This is a genomic window from Metabacillus crassostreae (assembly GCF_016908395.1).
Classification (GTDB): Bacteria; Bacillota; Bacilli; order Bacillales; family Bacillaceae; genus Metabacillus; species Metabacillus crassostreae.
Genome location: NZ_JAFBDU010000001.1, coordinates 1,045,004 through 1,061,667 on the forward strand (window position 1 = coordinate 1,045,004; position 16,664 = coordinate 1,061,667).

General features: G+C 31.3%; 20 protein-coding genes. 8 read left to right on the forward strand and 12 right to left on the reverse strand.

Annotation, left to right across the window (positions count from 1 at the left end; all coding sequences use genetic code 11):
- Positions 1-23: 23 nt before the first annotated feature.
- On the reverse strand, positions 24-1,268 hold the full coding sequence (locus JOC75_RS05600; RefSeq protein WP_204953085.1) for an MFS transporter: 1,245 nt from the start codon (positions 1,266-1,268) through the stop codon (positions 24-26).
- Positions 1,269-1,491: 223 nt separating this feature from the next.
- Here JOC75_RS05600 and JOC75_RS05605 point away from each other — a divergent pair, with 223 nt between their 5' ends.
- On the forward strand, positions 1,492-3,261 hold the full coding sequence (locus JOC75_RS05605; RefSeq protein ID WP_204953086.1) for an ABC transporter substrate-binding protein: 1,770 nt from the start codon (positions 1,492-1,494) through the stop codon (positions 3,259-3,261).
- A 516-nt stretch (positions 3,262-3,777) separates the two neighbouring features.
- Here JOC75_RS05605 and JOC75_RS05610 read toward each other — a convergent pair.
- Positions 3,778-3,948, reverse strand: coding sequence for a hypothetical protein (locus tag JOC75_RS05610; RefSeq protein WP_204953087.1), 171 nt, complete (start codon positions 3,946-3,948; stop codon positions 3,778-3,780).
- Positions 3,949-3,962: 14 nt separating this feature from the next.
- Positions 3,963-5,144: a DUF418 domain-containing protein gene (locus JOC75_RS05615; protein ID WP_204953088.1), complete on the reverse strand. Its 1,182-nt coding sequence runs from the start codon at positions 5,142-5,144 to the stop codon at positions 3,963-3,965.
- Between the two features lie 149 nt (positions 5,145-5,293).
- On the opposite strand from JOC75_RS05615, the gene JOC75_RS05620 reads away from it, so the two are divergent.
- The gene (locus JOC75_RS05620) at positions 5,294-5,998 is read left to right on the forward strand and encodes a response regulator transcription factor (RefSeq protein ID WP_204953089.1); all 705 of its coding nucleotides are present in this window, start codon (positions 5,294-5,296) and stop codon (positions 5,996-5,998) included.
- Entirely contained in the window at positions 5,998-7,743 is a 1,746-nt protein-coding gene (locus tag JOC75_RS05625; protein ID WP_204953090.1) for a sensor histidine kinase, read from the forward strand. The genes JOC75_RS05620 and JOC75_RS05625 overlap by 1 nt, the downstream gene beginning before the upstream one ends.
- Positions 7,744-7,815: 72 nt before the next feature.
- On the opposite strand, the gene JOC75_RS05630 is transcribed toward JOC75_RS05625, so the two are convergent.
- Positions 7,816-8,580, reverse strand: a complete 765-nt coding sequence (locus JOC75_RS05630) for a DUF3891 family protein (RefSeq protein ID WP_204953091.1) — start codon at positions 8,578-8,580, stop codon at positions 7,816-7,818.
- 185 nt (positions 8,581-8,765) lie between these two features.
- On the opposite strand from JOC75_RS05630, the gene JOC75_RS05635 reads away from it, so the two are divergent.
- The 3 genes from JOC75_RS05635 (at position 8,766) to JOC75_RS05645 (ending at position 10,501) form a co-directional block, all read left to right on the forward strand.
- On the forward strand, positions 8,766-9,416 hold the full coding sequence (locus tag JOC75_RS05635; protein WP_204953092.1) for a spore coat protein: 651 nt from the start codon (positions 8,766-8,768) through the stop codon (positions 9,414-9,416).
- A gap of 333 nt (positions 9,417-9,749) precedes the next feature.
- Complete coding sequence (locus JOC75_RS05640) at positions 9,750-9,956, forward strand: hypothetical protein (RefSeq protein ID WP_146946590.1); 207 nt, start codon at positions 9,750-9,752, stop codon at positions 9,954-9,956.
- Positions 9,957-10,075: 119 nt separating this feature from the next.
- Positions 10,076-10,501 (forward strand): DUF2621 domain-containing protein, encoded by a 426-nt coding sequence (locus tag JOC75_RS05645; RefSeq protein WP_146946591.1) that lies wholly within the window; start codon positions 10,076-10,078, stop codon positions 10,499-10,501.
- A 77-nt stretch (positions 10,502-10,578) separates the two neighbouring features.
- Here the strand turns inward: JOC75_RS05645 and JOC75_RS05650 are convergent, their stop codons facing one another.
- The 3 genes from JOC75_RS05650 to JOC75_RS05660 form a co-directional block, all read right to left on the reverse strand.
- Positions 10,579-11,064 carry a CcdC family protein gene (locus tag JOC75_RS05650; RefSeq protein ID WP_204953093.1) on the reverse strand — a complete coding sequence of 162 codons (486 nt, stop codon included), beginning with the start codon at positions 11,062-11,064 and terminating at the stop codon, positions 10,579-10,581.
- Between the two features lie 212 nt (positions 11,065-11,276).
- On the reverse strand, positions 11,277-11,636 hold the full coding sequence (locus JOC75_RS05655; RefSeq protein ID WP_204953094.1) for a response regulator: 360 nt from the start codon (positions 11,634-11,636) through the stop codon (positions 11,277-11,279).
- Between the two features lie 201 nt (positions 11,637-11,837).
- Positions 11,838-12,545, reverse strand: a complete 708-nt coding sequence (locus JOC75_RS05660; protein WP_204953095.1) for a cytochrome c biogenesis protein CcdA — start codon at positions 12,543-12,545, stop codon at positions 11,838-11,840.
- A 237-nt stretch (positions 12,546-12,782) separates the two neighbouring features.
- Here JOC75_RS05660 and JOC75_RS05665 point away from each other — a divergent pair, with 237 nt between their 5' ends.
- Complete coding sequence (locus JOC75_RS05665; RefSeq protein WP_204953096.1) at positions 12,783-12,965, forward strand: Spo0E family sporulation regulatory protein-aspartic acid phosphatase; 183 nt, start codon at positions 12,783-12,785, stop codon at positions 12,963-12,965.
- A 103-nt stretch (positions 12,966-13,068) separates the two neighbouring features.
- Here the strand turns inward: JOC75_RS05665 and JOC75_RS05670 are convergent, their stop codons facing one another.
- From JOC75_RS05670 to yneA, 5 genes are all read right to left on the reverse strand, one after another.
- Complete coding sequence (locus tag JOC75_RS05670) at positions 13,069-13,287, reverse strand: YneF family protein (protein WP_146946596.1); 219 nt, start codon at positions 13,285-13,287, stop codon at positions 13,069-13,071.
- Positions 13,288-13,372: 85 nt separating this feature from the next.
- Positions 13,373-13,822, reverse strand: a complete 450-nt coding sequence (gene sirA, locus JOC75_RS05675) for a sporulation inhibitor of replication protein SirA (RefSeq protein WP_204953097.1) — start codon at positions 13,820-13,822, stop codon at positions 13,373-13,375.
- A gap of 349 nt (positions 13,823-14,171) precedes the next feature.
- Positions 14,172-14,402, reverse strand: a complete 231-nt coding sequence (locus tag JOC75_RS05680) for a DUF896 domain-containing protein (protein WP_204953098.1) — start codon at positions 14,400-14,402, stop codon at positions 14,172-14,174.
- A 312-nt stretch (positions 14,403-14,714) separates the two neighbouring features.
- Positions 14,715-15,380, reverse strand: a complete 666-nt coding sequence (locus JOC75_RS05685) for a YneB family resolvase-like protein (protein WP_204953099.1) — start codon at positions 15,378-15,380, stop codon at positions 14,715-14,717.
- A gap of 52 nt (positions 15,381-15,432) precedes the next feature.
- Entirely contained in the window at positions 15,433-15,744 is a 312-nt protein-coding gene (yneA, locus tag JOC75_RS05690; RefSeq protein ID WP_204953100.1) for a cell division suppressor protein YneA, read from the reverse strand.
- A gap of 157 nt (positions 15,745-15,901) precedes the next feature.
- On the opposite strand from yneA, the gene lexA reads away from it, so the two are divergent.
- A complete protein-coding gene (gene lexA / locus JOC75_RS05695; RefSeq protein ID WP_146946601.1) occupies positions 15,902-16,522 on the forward strand; it encodes a transcriptional repressor LexA in 621 nt (206 codons plus the stop codon).
- Positions 16,523-16,664 lie beyond the last annotated feature (142 nt).

The window sequence follows — 16,664 nt, forward strand, 5'->3', positions numbered from 1 at the left end:
CGTTAATGAATAGAATGCTATTTTCACCTATTATATGCAGGTTTTGCTTGGATCTTTTTCATAAAAGTACTTCTTGTGAACAACGGATACGTTATAGCTGTCAAAAGTAATATAGCACCAGATGCTTCCATTGTTAAAATGATATTTAATTTAGTACCAACTAACCCACCTATTAGTGTTCCTGTTAATAAATATAAATTAAAAAAGGAATAAAAGATTGCCGTTCCTCTCCCCCTAATCATCTCAGGTATATTCTGCAAGAAGATCGTGCTAGTCGGAATTATTAATAGTGCATTGGTAAGTCCAAGGAACAAGCACCAAACTATCAATATTCCAAAATATATTTGCAAATCTAAAAAGAAGACTTTCTCAACAACGAACACGAACATATTACATAGACCTAAAGCACCAATTGAAGCATATAAAAATTTATAATGAGTGTATTTTTTTATTAAAACAGAACTAACTATTGCCCCTACTACAGTTCCAAAAGCATATACACCCTCCATTAATCCAAACTCAATATTTGTAAGTTGAAATACTTGTAAAAGTACTGCTTTATAATTCGTTAAAAACATTCCTACTGAAATTAAAACTGGTAATAATAAAATCATCAAAAAGAGCAAAATTGGTACTCTGAACATTTCAGAAACACCTATGAGTAACTGTTTTCCATAAGAATGTTTATGAGTGGAAACTTCTTTCTTTCTAATAACAGTTAGGCTCAAGATTAATGTTGCTGAAACAATATAAGAGATAGCATCAAGAAATAAGACGATTGTTATAGATTGAAAAGCTAGTAGGACACCAGCAATAATTGGTCCTGCTAGCTTTATAACAGCTAATGTTGTTTGAAACAATGCAATGCCCTCAGGTATACGGTGAAATCCTACGATGGTAGGGATAGAAGCCATCCTTGCAGGTTCAAAGATAGCTGTACCGACTCCCTGCAGAAACACAAGAATAATCAATAAAGTTGGACTTTCAATAAAACCCATCATACAAAATACAATAAAACACCTGAAAATATCCGCATAGACCATCACCGATCCTCTTGAAAATTTATCAATGATCGGTCCAACAAAAGGTCCAAGAATAACACCGGGTAACAATTGCGCTACGAACACTAAGCTGATTAAAAATGGACTAGCTGTAGTTGTTCCAATTAAAAATAACACAGCAGTTAAAGTCATAGCATCTCCTAAGAAAGAAACGACAACCGCTAACCAATAGCGTATATAAACTTTATCCTTTAAAAGTGTTAGCATGAATTCACCTCCTTATTAGGAATTTATTAGCAAATAAACGTTCTGTTCCAATCATATTTCAGATATCACTCCTTCTTAGCAATGGGATCAACACCCTAATTAAAGATCTATAAAATCGTTTTAATACCAAAGAGCCGTTGTATTAAATGTAATACTGAAATAAAATGAGTAAAAGCGAAAAAAATTTATAGTTTTTGCACCTTTTATTTGAATGGAGAAAACCATGAAAAAAATAGAGTATTTATTGTTATTAAGAAATGAGTTTTTCTTGAAGGATAATAACGAAGAAATTAAGGTTACTTCTAAAGAACTATCAAGTATTTTATCTACTTCAGATAGAAATACAATTTACTTGATAAAACATTTTGTTTCCATGCATTATCTTGAATGGATTCCCGGAAAAGGTAGAGGAAATCGGTCTTCACTTACATTTTTTCTTGCCTTTACAGATATTGCTAGCTTGTATGTAAAGGAAATGGTAACAGAAAATAAAGTAATCGATGTCATTAATTTTGCCAATTCATATTTATCAGAAAACGGACTACATGAGATTTACCGTCTCCTACATCAATCACTAGGACCACAAATAGAAAGAAATGATTCAGAGCTTACTACCAGAATAAAACTATTGATTCCACAAGAAATATCAACGTTGGATCCCATAAATGTGCAATTGTACTCAGAGGCACATCTAATAAGTCAAATATACAATACCCTTGTTATATTCGATGAAAAGCAAGAAAAACTGTTGCCTTCACTGGCTTATGATTGGCAACCAAAGGAAGGTGGAAGGAAGTGGACTTTCCTTTTAAGAAAGTCAGTGCAGTTTCATAGTGGTGATTTTCTTACATCAAAGGATATAGCTTTTACTTTTAATAAACTACTTAATGCTCCCTGTTCAACTATTCATTCCTTAATAAAAGATATAAAGGAAGTAGAAATCGTAACTGACCATATTATTAGTTTTCATCTAACAGAAGTAAATCACTTTTTCCCAAGAGTCATTTCGTCTTTTCAATGTTCTATTTTACACCACCTTTATGATGATAAAGATAATCCAAATGGCACAGGTCCTTTTTTTGTAAAAAAGCATGATCAGCTATTTATTCAATTAGAAGCGTTTCAGCATTATTTCCAAGAAAGAGCACTCATTGATCAAGTAGACATTTGGATGGATAAATTTTCACAACAGATACCTAATAATATCTCACAATTACAAACATCAGCTATTGAATCTAAGATAGAAGACATAACACATCACCAACAACTATTAGGTAGTAGATTTTTGATTTTTAATTCTGTGAAGAAAGGTCCAGTTCTAGATAAAAATCTTCGTCTATCACTCATAAACTTAGTCAATCCTACAACAATGATACAAGAACTAGGTGGCAATCGTATCTCAATAGCGAATAGTTTTCTACCAAGGATTAGTGAAAATAGTAAAACGAAGAACTTCTCTATAGAAAGAGCTAAGAATTTTTTAAAGGAAAGTCATTATTCTGGTGAAACCCTACAACTATTTTATTTTCATTTAAACGAAGGTCATGAAACAGCTTCATGGATAAAAAAACAAGCAAATTACATTGGTTTATCAATCAATATTAATCCCATTTCACCTAAAGCAATTCCTAAGCTTCAGTTAAATAGTCATGCTGATATTATCCTTTTTTCATCTATATTAAGTAAAGACACTGAGTTAAGCTTATTAATGCTTTTCGAAAGTGAGTTCTCTTTTATCAGACCTTTTTTACCAAAAGAAATAAAGAAATATATTGACAACCAATTAGTATTTTTTAAGCTAAGTGAAGATACAAACGAAAGATATCGAGCATTACTGAAAATCGAAGGTTATTTAAAGGAAAACTTAGTTCTTCATTTTTTGTACCATTCAACTAATACACTAAATTATCAATCTCATGTAAAAGGAATGGAATTTAATTCATATGGTTTAATAGATTTCAAAAAAATTTGGATTCAACCTGATTTTTTGTGATATATATTTTTGCGAAACATTTAGATATTAAACTTCATTGATTCGAAGAAGGATTAGATTAAAAGCAAAAATGTATTTTAAGACACAACGCGTAGAACAATATTATTTGATTTTTAGAAAAGAAGAGGCTGGGTCATAGTAGACAAAATCAAAAAATCTATTGAAGATGACAAATAAAAACCCGAACTATTAGGCGAATGAAATTGCACCTAATAATTCGGGTTTATTATTAGCTTAAATACCTATTTTTAAGAACTAGTGGAATGGAGCGGAAGACACTAGGGCCCTACTTAGAATAGAGGAAGTGCTAAGACCTAGGCAGGAGGTGTAGCTGAAGGAGGCTTAGCTTTCTCCCCGGCGAAAGCGAGTGTCTGCAGTGCAATGGAACGAACTTGTTTCTTTCAGCTTAACTGGATTTAGATTTATTCGTCTTTTTGTATGACTTCTTTAATTATGTACCTGCCTCCTCTTTTCATTTATTACTGGCAATTTACCTAATCATAACGAAGAAAAATGTTATTTTCTTGATTTATAATCAGGAGCAATTAATATTCCAATCAGCACAAGTCCATAGCCACTCATACGATAGATCCGATTATCATCTAAATCAGATGTTATATACAAACCCAAAATAGTGATAAACATCCCAATTAATGCGACCATGATGCCTACTATCATTCTTTTCATTTAATACCATCCCTTTATAATTGAACAGAATTTTCGTGATTATGATTTTTTTTTCGATTTAAGGTAATATTAGTACCAAACCTTAACACTTTTTCCACAGGACCCATTTGAAAGTGTTTAAGATACCATGAACTGACATACAGTTGGAGCGCAAATACCCCTAGAGCTATCAAACTAGCATTTATTAGTCCAAGCTTTCCAAATTGTCCAAGTCCATAGCCATAGAAAATAAATGTACAGATTATTGTTTGAAGTAGATAATTACTTAGTGAGAGTACCCCAATATCTTCAAACTTCTTAACTAACTTGTAGTTTTGAGTAATGGTATATAATAATGCAAACAAACAGATATATCCTAAAGCTAAGAGATTTCCTCCAAGCATCCCCATTACCCCACTCCATGAACCGTCTGGAACAAACAAATAAACACTTTTGAAAATAATGCCAATAGGCAACAAAACAGAGGCTCCAACACAATAATAGATCTTCTCCCTTTCTAAATTCATGAACCAGTTTCTTTTAGCAGCATACATACCAATTAGAAATAATGATGCGGAGAATATAGGCATAAGTAAAACAATAATGAAAAATAACTCATCTGAAAGATCAAGTGGCATTTCAGTTATTCGATGATGCTTAATCTCTGAATAGCTGCCGTTTCCATAAACATCAATTGTTTGAAGAACATACTCTTTCATTTGATTTTTTTCTGAAGGAGTTTCTTCAATAACACCTCCATAACCTATTAATGAAGTGAGAAAAAGTAATAACATCCCCCAAATTAATAAGGTTTTCGGCTTTCTATTTAAAAACATTAAAAGAAAGATCATCATACAGCCATAAAAAAGTAATATATCACCTTCCCATAAAAACTCTGAATGAAGGAAACCAAGAACCACTAAAATGATTGCTCTTTTTATAAAGGTCCTTTTTATTTTCATTCCTTTCATTTGTAAGCTCTCATACATCTTTATCATGGAATAACCAAAAAGAAATGTGAAAATTGGCATAAAGCTACTTTCAACAAAAATTTTTATAACATAATAAAACACTTTATCGTTGGGTGAAACAGAATAATATTGAAGCTCATCTTTTCCCCATATTCCATATTGAAAGATCAGCATATTTGCCAGCAAAATACCTAATAAACTAAAACCTCTCATAGCATCTATTGCTTTAACTCTTGAAGTTTTCATTTTCAACCCTCTCCTCACATTGATACATTTACTTTACTTTCTCAAGCTTTCGTAAAAGAAACCACTATATTACGAACGGTTAAATTTTTACAATTTTGTTTAACTTCTGGTAAGGTTCGTATGCTAGGATTGTTGTGAGGTGACACAAGATGGAAGATAAAAGAATACTAATTGTTGATGATGAAAAAGCCATCGTAAAAATGTTGGAAACAGTATTGCGAAAGGAAGGTTTTCAACTAATAAATAAAGCTTTTTGTATAAAAGATGCATTACAAATTTTACAGAATCATTCTGTTGACATTATTATTTTAGATGTCATGCTACCAGATCAAAGCGGATTCGATGCTTTACCAAAAATAAGACAACTATCACAAGCTTATGTGTTGTTTTTAACTGCAAAAACCTCTGATTTAGATGTATTAACTGGTTTCGCGATCGGTGGTGATGATTATGTAACAAAGCCATTTAATCCGTTAGAAATTGTAGCTAGATTAAAAGCTTTCTTAAGAAGAACAACAAAAACGACTCAGTTACAAGAATATGCTACTACTAAATATGATTTTGGTCGTTTCATTCTTTATTCCGAATCAGGAGAATTATTTGTTAAGAATCAACCTGTCTCTTGTCCTGCACAAGTGTATATGTTGTTATTATATTTTTGTAAACATCCTAATAAAATCTTATCAAAATCAGAATTACTAGAAGCTGTTTGGGGATTTGATCATTATGGTGATGATAATACAGTGGCCGTGCACATTCGCAGAATTAGAGAAAGAATTGAGGAAGATCCTAGTAACCCAAAACTCCTCATCACAGTAAGGGGATTAGGTTATAAGTTAGTGAGGACTTCCTGATGAAATCACTTAGAAATAGATTAATCTTTCACTTTTCATTACAATTCATTTGTATTTCTATTGCTATTGCGTTAATTGTCGTTATTTTATTTATGTTACTTTTGACACATATTGTAAATGAAGAGTTAAAAATGAATCTTACTGAAGGCTCACTCGAAGGAATCATAACTGAGACAGAAATTAAAAATGATCAAGCTAATATTCCTGAAAATTGGAGAGGATTGCTTAAGAAGAAAAAGATGTGGGTTCAAATTATTAATAAAAACGGCCGTGTCATTGAAAGTTATAATACCCCCTCTGACATTCCAAAATATTATTCAATTAGTGAAATTCATACAATCAATCAAACAAAAATGGTAAATGAATATAGTACTGTTTCTGATCTTGATACTACATATGAGGAGCCTTATTACTTTATACTCGGTTTTGATGATTTACAAACAAAAAAACTAAAAAATCTTTTCTCTACCTATAGTGTTAATGGCAAAATTCCACAAAAGGATCTGCAAGAGATAGATAAAACATTACTAAAAAATAATGAAACAATTCATGTTATAAATGGTAATGGTGATATTATCCAATCTGTCGGGAACAAGGATGATCATATTGATCAATACCTACCTTTAGATTTATTAGTTAGAGAAAAAGTCCCTGGTCTTTATTTATCAGGAACTTCTTTTTATCACGATCCTATTTCAGATTTAATTTGGTTACACATAACTCCAAAAGAAAAAGAAGAACCGTCTAAGTTAACTACCTTAGAACAATTTGTTATTGCAACTGTTATAGTTGGCGCTACAGTTTTTATCCTTACAATCTCACTTTCTATATGGAACGGGTTTCGTTATGGACAGCCTTTATTAATTTTCACAAGCTGGCTAGAACGAATGGGTAACAGACAGTATGACGAAGTATTAACTGAAAAGGAACGCAAAAAAATATTCCGTAGAAATGGTAAAGTACGTGTAAGGTACCGTTTATATCGAGAAGTTATAAACGCATTTTATGAAATGACAGAAAGACTAACAGCTTCAGAAAAAGAAAAACAACAATTAGAAAAAACGAGAGAAGAATGGATAACCGGAATTTCACATGATTTAAGAACTCCTCTTTCTTCAATGAAAGGTTATGGACATATACTAGAAAGTGGCCATTATGATTGGTCCAGAGAGGAATTAATTGAGATCGGAAATACCATTATTGAAAAAAGTGACTATATGCATACTCTTGTAGAAGATTTTATGCTAACATTTCAGTTGAAAAATAAAGCACTTCCCCTCACAATCGAGCTTACTAACATAAATTGTATAACAAATAATATTGTAACTAAATTTCAGAAAGATAGAACTATTACCAATACATCTTTTCTTTTTCAGCAAAGCTGTGAAGCATCCTATGTAGCAATTGATAAGAAATGGTTTGAAAGAATGGTGGATAACTTAATATTTAATAGTATTAAACACAACCCTCCAGGAGTTCTTATTACAGTAGCCGTAAAATATGAACCTACTACAAACTATACAATTTTATCTATAGAGGATAATGGAATAGGAATGGATAATAACACACGTGAACAATTATTTAGTCGCTATCATAGAGGAACTAGTACAGAAGAAAAAGTCGATGGTACTGGCTTGGGAATGAACATCGCTAAAGGAATTGCTGAATTACATCAAGCCACAATTGATGTGGAAACAGAATTAAATAAAGGAACAATTGTTAAAATCAGTTTCCCTCCTTCTTAAATAAAGGACATTTGATTACATACGTGTTGGAACTAGTTATTTACCTTGTTCCAACACGTAAATACATCAAAACTATTGCTGATCAAGAACTCGAACTTGGCGAATGCTTAAAGGTGTTTTAGCAAAGGCTTCAATAATTCCGAGGTCTTGTATATGTTTTTTAAGTACAAATCTCATTGGAATTCCAACAAGGAAATTCTTTTTAAACGGAAAAGGTTTTACACTTACTTCATTTTGATTATTCCAAACAACCTGAAATTTATTCTCTGGTAAAAAAGAAAATGGTTGTGAGATCCCCTGCTGAAACCACTTATGAACTTTATTTCCTGTTGCACCAGCTTCCTGCAAACATACAAATAACGAAAGAGAATCACATAATTTTAATAAATCATAATGAAATTTTATTCCTTTATCATCACATTGAATTGTTGATTTAATATTCTTCTGTCTTTTGTGTTCATGATTAAGAAAGTTCGTTATCCTCATATCTGATTCTAAGTCATTGAAAAAATTCACGTAATGTATACTACAAATTAACGCAGCATATAAACTGCTATTTTGAATTTCATTCAAACCTTTTGTATAAAATGATAATTTTATTGATTCAGGAAAATCAATAAAGCTATATGGTTGTGAAGATTTGTCATTCCATACTGGTGACTCATCCAAATCAATCCATGACCTATCATGTTGTGCAATAGCAAAAAGTGCATCTTCTTTTCTCTCGTTGTTAATAAATAAATCACCTTTCCAATGCTTTGCAAATGTTTCAGATAAAAGTGCATGCTCATGTTGCTCAGTCATTACAAAAGTTGTTGCTGTTTCATATACGATCATCTCTTTAAAGCTCCCTCTTTTATATTTGTAAAATAAAGATTTAGATCTCTAATCAATAAAATTTGTGAAACTAACTTTCAATAAATGGTAATTTCTCCTTTTTATATTCATTTGAAGTGTACATGATTTTATTATATAAGGCGCACTATATTTATGTACCAAATAACCCAATGGAGGGATTTTTAATGGAAAATCAAATGAACCAACAAAATATGCAACAAGGAATGAAGGAATCACCTACTATGCAACCACAAATGAATCATGGTGGTCATGAAATGTTTGAAGCACATGAAGTGCTTTCAGGTATGATTGGTTTTTTAGATCAATATAAAATGTATGATCAAAATATTCAAGATCAAGAATTAAAAGGAATTTTACAACGTCAGCATACGTTTATGAATGACTGTTACAATGTGATGGTAGAAGCATTTACTACTGGAAATGATCCTTCACATCCAACCCAAAGCTATAAAATGCAACAAAGCAATGATATTATCTATGGCTTAAAGCCTTCACAAGCAAAAAAACCGGTCCAAGCTGTTAATGAACTTACAGAACAATGTATTTCAGGTTTTATGCTTTGTCAATGTAAGTCAATGTCAGGATCATTAACTATGGCAGCATGTGAAATTACTAACCCTGTATTACGTCGTGTAGTTGCTGATAGTGTACCTAACTTTATTGAAATGGCTTACGAAATATTCTTATATCAAAACAAACACAACTACTACCAAGTTCCACAATTACAACAACAAGATATGAACCAAATGTTAAATGCATATACAACATCATCAACTAGTGGTGCAATGAATCAACAACCTAAATATATGCAATAGACTAAAACATTAAAAATTCCATTATTTAGTCTTGACTATTACTTTACAAAGAGATTTCTACATGTTAAGATTTAAAAAATTATCCTCTTCGAAACATTCGCTTGTTGCGGGACACTTAACCATGTACGGGTCGAAGGGGATAATAAGTGACTACACGTTAAGTGTAGTCACTTTTTTATTTGAATATTTTTTAAGATACGATGATAGATTTAGTTTTTTCTCCTAAAATAATAGTGATATTACACTTTTTCTGATATTATAAAATTATGTATGAATTATATTATTGAGTTTTGAAATGACGACGATTAATGGTGTATTCTAGGAGGAGCTACTATGTTACATACAAATGAATTTTTGTATTTACCAACAGACGTCGGTACCATTCGTGTAGATATTTATTACAAGCACGCTATTTTCCATGTTCAGGCCGAGTTGAATGGTTTAATGTCGTCTTCATACGATCGAAAGAAAGTTGAAGCTGTAAAGAAATCCTTACTCCTTTTAGCTAAAGAACATCATGCTTTCGGGCATCACGAATAAACATTAATTAGATTTAAAACATTTACTCATTACAACAGTAATCATTATGCTATTAATATAAATATGTTTTACTGTCCATAACGATTTATTAAACTGTTTTTGTTTGAGGTGATATAAAAATGTTAGATGGTTGGTTTATGTGGTTTATATTATTTTGGGTTGTATTCCTAATTTCAATGTTTGCTATAGGTGGGTTTTTCATGTTCCGAAAATTTTTACAAAGACTACCTAAAGAAGATGGGAAATCAGATCTAGACTGGCAAGACTATTATCTAGAAAAAACGAAACATTTATGGAAGCAACAAGAGAAAGATTTATTAGAGGATTTAGTAGAACCAGTTCCAGAGTTATTCCGAGATGTGGCTCGTGCAAAAATAGCAGGCAGAATTGGACAGCTTGCATTGAAAGAAAACTCATCAACAATTACATTAGACTTAATTATCCGCGGATATATAATGGCTACCCCTAAGAGAGATCATAAATTCTTAATGAAAAGATTAAAGGAAAAACAAATTGATTACTCTCCTTACAAAGCCCTATTTTGATTACGGCTATAGTATCTATTCTAGTTAAACGATAATAAAAATCCGAAACATTAAATATGTTTCGGATTTTTATTATTTCATGTAAGAACATTATTATTTGATCCATTCAGCTTATGTTGAACCTTCTGAAATGAGCGATACATGGAAATTCGCCATGGAACAATCATACCAAAAGCTAGAATCCAAAACATCCCACTCAATTCTCCAATATCAATATGACTACTTAAAAATGATTTCATAATAATACGAACAATTAATAATCCTATTAAAATAAATACGAACGCTTTAGAACGTTTTAGATAAATTTTATCATCCCTAACTTCGAAGGAAGATGTTTTAATTAAAAATATTGAAAAAAACATACCAACTAGCAAAGCTTCAATAATTTGAAAGCCTGAAACTCGAAAAAATGGATGAATAAACATAAGTGCGCCAGTACTCATAAAAATAGGAGGAAGTATAATTTTTTTTGCGGTCGCAGGCTTTTTAGCTGACCTCATTCTAATAAATAAGACAAACAAGGCCATCAAAACTGCAAAAATAGATGTAATAACTGTGATCAAATATATCAATCCTTTACTAGACAGCTAATAGTCTTAGTATAAACGAAAATTACTAAATTACCTATAATCTTTTTAAGCATTTTCACTATGTAGTTCAATAATATTAAGTAAAACGTCAACTAAAAGAATTTACTAATCTCAATCAACATAGCTTCAAAACTAATAAAAATAAAAAACCATTTAAGGTATGACTTAAATGGTTTGCTCTATTATTAACCTAGAACACGAGTAATAGCTTCTATTACACGATTCTCATCAAAAGGTTTTACAATAAAATCCTTTGCACCTGACTCAATCGCTTCAACAACCATTTTTTGCTGACCCATTGCTGAACACATTATAATTTTCGCATCTGGGTATTGACTTTTTATTTCCCTCAGTGCTTCGATACCATTCTGCTCAGGCATCGTAATATCCATAGTAACTAAGTCAGGTTTCTCTTTTTCAAACAGCTCAACAGCTTGCAAACCGTTTTCTGCCTCTCCGACGACCTCATGATTCGCCTTTATTAATATATTTGATAAAGTCATTCTCATAAACTTGGCATCATCAACAATTAATATTCTAGCCACGCCTAGTTCCTCCTCAAACATGATAAAGGAAGCCTGATGATAATAGTCAAACTTCTTCTTGTGAAAGCGATTGATCGTTGCAAGTTAAGCAAAAGCCTAACAAGCAATATCTATCACGTATACTTATATTATAACAAATATATTCCCTTGGTATAGTAAATATGGCATAAAATTGTTTTTTATAATATTTTTATCTAAGGACTAAAATCCTGTAAAACCACCAAAAATTCGGGTTAAGAATATGATGATCGAGGTCATTATATCGAAAAATAGGAGAATTCCCATAATGATCATAATGTATCCTCCAACTTTCATTATTTTTAAATTATGCTTTTTAATCCACCCAAGTTTGCCAATAAAAAACGATAAGACAAGGAATGGAACAGCAAAACCTAAAATATAAGCAATCATATAAATCATTGCAGAATTTGGATTTGAAGCTGCCATCCAAATAACAGCAGATAATATCGGTCCAGTACATGGTGTCCAACCAGCAGCAAATGCCATTCCAATTAATGATGAACCAAGATATCCAGCTGGACGATTCTTAAATTCAAATCGACGTTCTTTCATTAAAAAACTTGGTGTGAAAATTCCAATAGTCATTAAACCAAAAACGACAATTAGTATTGCTCCTATTTGTCTTATAAGGTCCTGATAATTTTGAAAAATCTCCCCAATGAATGATGTACCAAAACCTAAGGCGATAAAAATTGCAGAAAAACCTATCAAGAAAAAGATAGTATGTAGCAAACTCCTTTTTTGCAAGAGAGCATTTTCTGATTTTATTTCAGTAACAGAAACTCCTGTTATATACGATAGGAAAGCAGGATATAGTGGTAAGCAACACGGAGAAATAAAAGATAAAAATCCAGCTCCGAAAGCTAAAAAAATATTTACATCAGCCATGGTATTCCTCCTATAGAGAATGTCTTCTCTATTCTAGCAAATTAACCGTTAAATCAATAATTAAAAGTTGTGACACTTTTATGTCAATTTAATAACAACTTATATATTCTCTTTTCATTCATACTAAATAGGCATTATAATAGATTCATTGTTGTTACATTATCTTCCTTTGAACCAATTCCAAATAAAGGGTATAATTAATGTACAATAAATTATTTACAGAAAGGACAAGTTCTCGTGTCTAAACAAGAATTACTTCAAATAATTGAAAAGAAACGAGCTGAGCTAATTGACATTGTCCTAAAAAATGGGCTAAATTCAACTATATCATTAAAATATAGTCAAGAACTTGATAAACTATTAACACAATACATTAGAGATGACCATGACTCGAAAAATAACAAACAAGCTTGTTCCTAAAAAGTAAAAGCACGCAATAATCGCGTGCTTTTACTATGCATTTATTTTTCGATACCCGATCTATCTCTCGTATATCAAAAATAAAAGCCCGTAAAACGGGATTTTATTTCATTTGACCATTCATAGATTTTAGCATTTGATTGATCTTCTTTTGAGATGGCTTCATACCCATTTGCATCATCATCATTTTTAACATTTGCTCGTTAATTGGTGGATTTTTCTTTAGATAAGTCATCATATATTTACGCGCGATGAAAAATCCTAGTGCAACACCAGCAAGTAATGCTAGGATGCCTACTAGAATAACAACCCATAATTCCATTATATTTCCTCCTTCATGTTGTCTATCTTACAGTGTACTAAACCCTATGACATTATACAACATTTGCAGTATAATTTCCTCATTTTTAAACAAAATTTCTTTCTTTAATAGGATTTAACCATCCATACCGTTCACCTTGTAAATCCATCGCTAAAAAACAAGGATCAAATTTTCTTAATACTTCAAAGAAAATAGTTTCTGCCTCATAACTACCATCAGAAGAAAGCTCTAAATGCGAGTCTTTAACAATTAATGTTGCATTACCTCTATTACCACGAATTTCAATTTTATGTATATGATGTAAATTCTGATAGTCTAGCCTAGCCGATAAATGTGTACTAAGTAATTGATGAATAAATAATGTTGGTATTGGTTTTGTTATATAATTTACTTGTTTTTCAAGTGTATCTACATGATTAGATCGAACTGTTGTCCAGTGAAAGTCCTGAAACAGATGGTAGATTTTTGATTCTCGACCAAAGTAGTGACTTGCAAATTCTTCTTCTATTAGATAAATATAATAGTGCCTCACCATTTCTCTCACCTCATCCATTCTATTACAATTATTATAAAAGAAAGTGAAAGCAATAATTGTCTGAAAGCGGAGAAAGAAGCCACTAGTTTTGTCGAAATAATATAACTAGTAAACTAGTATCAAAATATTATATTATTTTGGTTTAACATAGAATTTTTGTTTGTGTTTTTCGATATAGTCTTTTGGTCTTCAGTATAAGCTTTTCCGAAGTATCAATAGTATGCAAAAATTAAGAAATATTGAAGACAGCAAATAAAGACCCGAACTGTTAGGAGAAGAATTAATAGAACGATTACCTAATAATTAATTCGAGTCTATCATTAGCCCTAATACTTAAATTCCATCCTCTTTAATGTAAGTTTTGATTTCTCTCATTTTTCAACTTCTGAGGAGTCACATCATTTCCATTCGGATCTACAACAGTTACACCTTTTAATGTGTTTTTCATAGAAGAGCGAAATACTTGTAAATATTCTTCTCGAAGTGATTTCTGCTCTACCTTTTCCTCTTCAGATAATCCACTTGCTTTTGCCTTTTTGGATAACTCATTTATACGATCAATTTTTAATTTAGGTAACATCAATTTGTCTCTCCCTTCTTACTTTGGCTCTGTTAAACTATTCTGTTGATTTGACACACTTCTCTAAGCAGGAGTCTCATGCCTTTCACTCCAAACAAAAAAGTGCTAAAAAATCAACATTATGCTTTAACATAGCCATAACTTTTAAATTAAAAGTATAAAGTAATACTTTCTTGTATTATCACTTCTGCTAGTAGATGGAACCTTAAAGATTATTAAAGTTAGCTTATTACTAGAACATACAAGTCATAATACTAAATGAAGAGAAAAAAAACAACTTATTGATATAAGCTAAACTGCAATCATATAATTTCAATTAAATTCTTCATTACTCAAGACCTGACTTTCAGTATACTCCTTATACCTTCTATGTACCGTGGCTTTACTAACATCATAGCCTACACCTCTTAATGTTGCTGCAATCTCATGAAATGTAAGCTTTTTATTACGAAGGTTTATAATTTCTTCAATTGGTACTTGTATCTTCTCTTTTCCGCCACCATGTCCCAAATTACCTAAATTTCTTTGTGGTTTATATCCATTCTTAATTGCACGATTCATTCCACGACTAATTTTATAGTTAACTAATTTACGTTGAAATTCCTCAACAGTAGAAAGGATACTTAATATCATAACATCAGTTTCAGAAAGCTCAGGTTCACCCTTTTCGTTAAGAGTTAATACTTTTGCATTAAGCTTCCTGATTTCATGTAATAATGCAATTTTAGCATGACCACGACCTAATCTTGTATCATCTTGAACAAGAAGGATTTCTGCTTTCTTGTCTTTAAGTATTGATAGTGCTTCTATTATTCCGTCTCGATCGACATCATACCCGCTATGATATTCCTCTATTATTTTAATAACCTCAATATTATGTAATAATGCTAGATTCTTTAATTCTTCTTTTTGTCTTTCTATTGAGGATTCTTGAGCTTCTTTATTAGTACTTACTCTGCAATACACAACAGCTTTCATTATCTTCACTTCCAAACTATTCAAACTTTATTTCTAAGTTATTGCTTTACATTTATTCACTTGCAATTTGCTCAATATGATATAAATCAGTTTTTTCAATTGGAACAACAACCAAATCTCCTGGTTTAATTAATGTAGAATGAATATTATTTTTTTCCTGTACCCATTTTACAAAATCCTGTTTTGAAATTTCCGTCTTTTTCTGAAATTCATCTGCTATACTCCATAGACTATCGCCTTCTTTAATTTCAACTTTATGATAGTTTTCCAGACTGTCTGCTTTTCCCGTATATGAAACAATTAAAGTAATTGCTAGGATTGATACAATAAAAGTTAGGATATAACATATTGATAATTTATTCATTATAATCACCTCATAGAATATTTGTTCGCCTTTTGATACTTTCAGTATAATAGGAACAAACGTTCTAGTCAAGACTTTTCTCGAACTTATGTTTGTACTCATAGGTAAATGATGCTATAATACACATATATTACATGGATCCGAGGTGTCACAAAGGATGACGAAACTATCAAAAAGACAACAAGATATATTAACATTTATAAAAGATGAAGTTCAGAAAAAAGGCTATCCACCATCCGTTCGTGAAATTGGGGAAGCAGTAGGACTAGCTTCAAGTTCAACTGTTCATGGTCATTTAGCTAGACTAGAGTCCAAGGGTCTAATTAGAAGAGATCCAACAAAACCGCGTGCAATTGAAATACTAGAAGAAGATAAACATATAATTCCTAAGAGCAATGTTATTAACGTTCCGATAATTGGAAAAGTAACAGCTGGTTTACCTATAACAGCTATCGAAAATGTTGAAGAATATTTCCCTCTCCCAGATCGATATGTAACACCAGAAGAACAGATATTTATGCTCGAGATCATGGGTGAAAGTATGATTGAAGCAGGTATTCTTGATGGAGATCTAGTAATTGTTAAACAACAACAAACAGCTAATAATGGAGATATTGTTGTAGCAATGACAGAGGATGATGAAGCAACCTGCAAACGATTTTTTAAAGAAAAGGATTATATTCGACTTCAACCTGAAAACTCTACAATGGAACCTATTATTCTACGTAATATAAGCATACTAGGTAAAGTTATTGGAGTTTATCGCTCAATACACTAAAAAGCTTACCCAAAAGGGTAAGCTTTTTTAGTGGCTAAATTATAAACATTTTGAACTCTATATTATCCATCTTTTTATTGTCTATCGACCATTTAAAGATATAATATTTATGCTATTTTACAACTATTAAAGCTTGTAACAA

Coding starts and splice junctions, on each gene's coding strand:
- JOC75_RS05685 (WP_204953099.1), bottom strand. CDS start 15,380: ATGAAAGCTGTTGTGTATTGCAGAGTAAGTACTAATAAAGAAGCTCAA.
- JOC75_RS05645 (WP_146946591.1), top strand. CDS start 10,076: ATGTTAGATGGTTGGTTTATGTGGTTTATATTATTTTGGGTTGTATTC.
- JOC75_RS05630 (WP_204953091.1), bottom strand. CDS start 8,580: ATGATCGTATATGAAACAGCAACAACTTTTGTAATGACTGAGCAACAT.
- JOC75_RS05670 (WP_146946596.1), bottom strand. CDS start 13,287: ATGGAATTATGGGTTGTTATTCTAGTAGGCATCCTAGCATTACTTGCT.
- yneA (WP_204953100.1), bottom strand. CDS start 15,744: ATGAATAAATTATCAATATGTTATATCCTAACTTTTATTGTATCAATC.
- JOC75_RS05615 (WP_204953088.1), bottom strand. CDS start 5,144: ATGAAAACTTCAAGAGTTAAAGCAATAGATGCTATGAGAGGTTTTAGT.
- JOC75_RS05635 (WP_204953092.1), top strand. CDS start 8,766: ATGGAAAATCAAATGAACCAACAAAATATGCAACAAGGAATGAAGGAA.
- lexA (WP_146946601.1), top strand. CDS start 15,902: ATGACGAAACTATCAAAAAGACAACAAGATATATTAACATTTATAAAA.
- JOC75_RS05625 (WP_204953090.1), top strand. CDS start 5,998: ATGAAATCACTTAGAAATAGATTAATCTTTCACTTTTCATTACAATTC.
- JOC75_RS05640 (WP_146946590.1), top strand. CDS start 9,750: ATGTTACATACAAATGAATTTTTGTATTTACCAACAGACGTCGGTACC.
- JOC75_RS05600 (WP_204953085.1), bottom strand. CDS start 1,268: ATGCTAACACTTTTAAAGGATAAAGTTTATATACGCTATTGGTTAGCG.
- JOC75_RS05680 (WP_204953098.1), bottom strand. CDS start 14,402: ATGTTACCTAAATTAAAAATTGATCGTATAAATGAGTTATCCAAAAAG.
- JOC75_RS05610 (WP_204953087.1), bottom strand. CDS start 3,948: ATGAAAAGAATGATAGTAGGCATCATGGTCGCATTAATTGGGATGTTT.
- JOC75_RS05620 (WP_204953089.1), top strand. CDS start 5,294: ATGGAAGATAAAAGAATACTAATTGTTGATGATGAAAAAGCCATCGTA.
- sirA (WP_204953097.1), bottom strand. CDS start 13,822: ATGGTGAGGCACTATTATATTTATCTAATAGAAGAAGAATTTGCAAGT.
- JOC75_RS05660 (WP_204953095.1), bottom strand. CDS start 12,545: ATGGCTGATGTAAATATTTTTTTAGCTTTCGGAGCTGGATTTTTATCT.
- JOC75_RS05605 (WP_204953086.1), top strand. CDS start 1,492: ATGAAAAAAATAGAGTATTTATTGTTATTAAGAAATGAGTTTTTCTTG.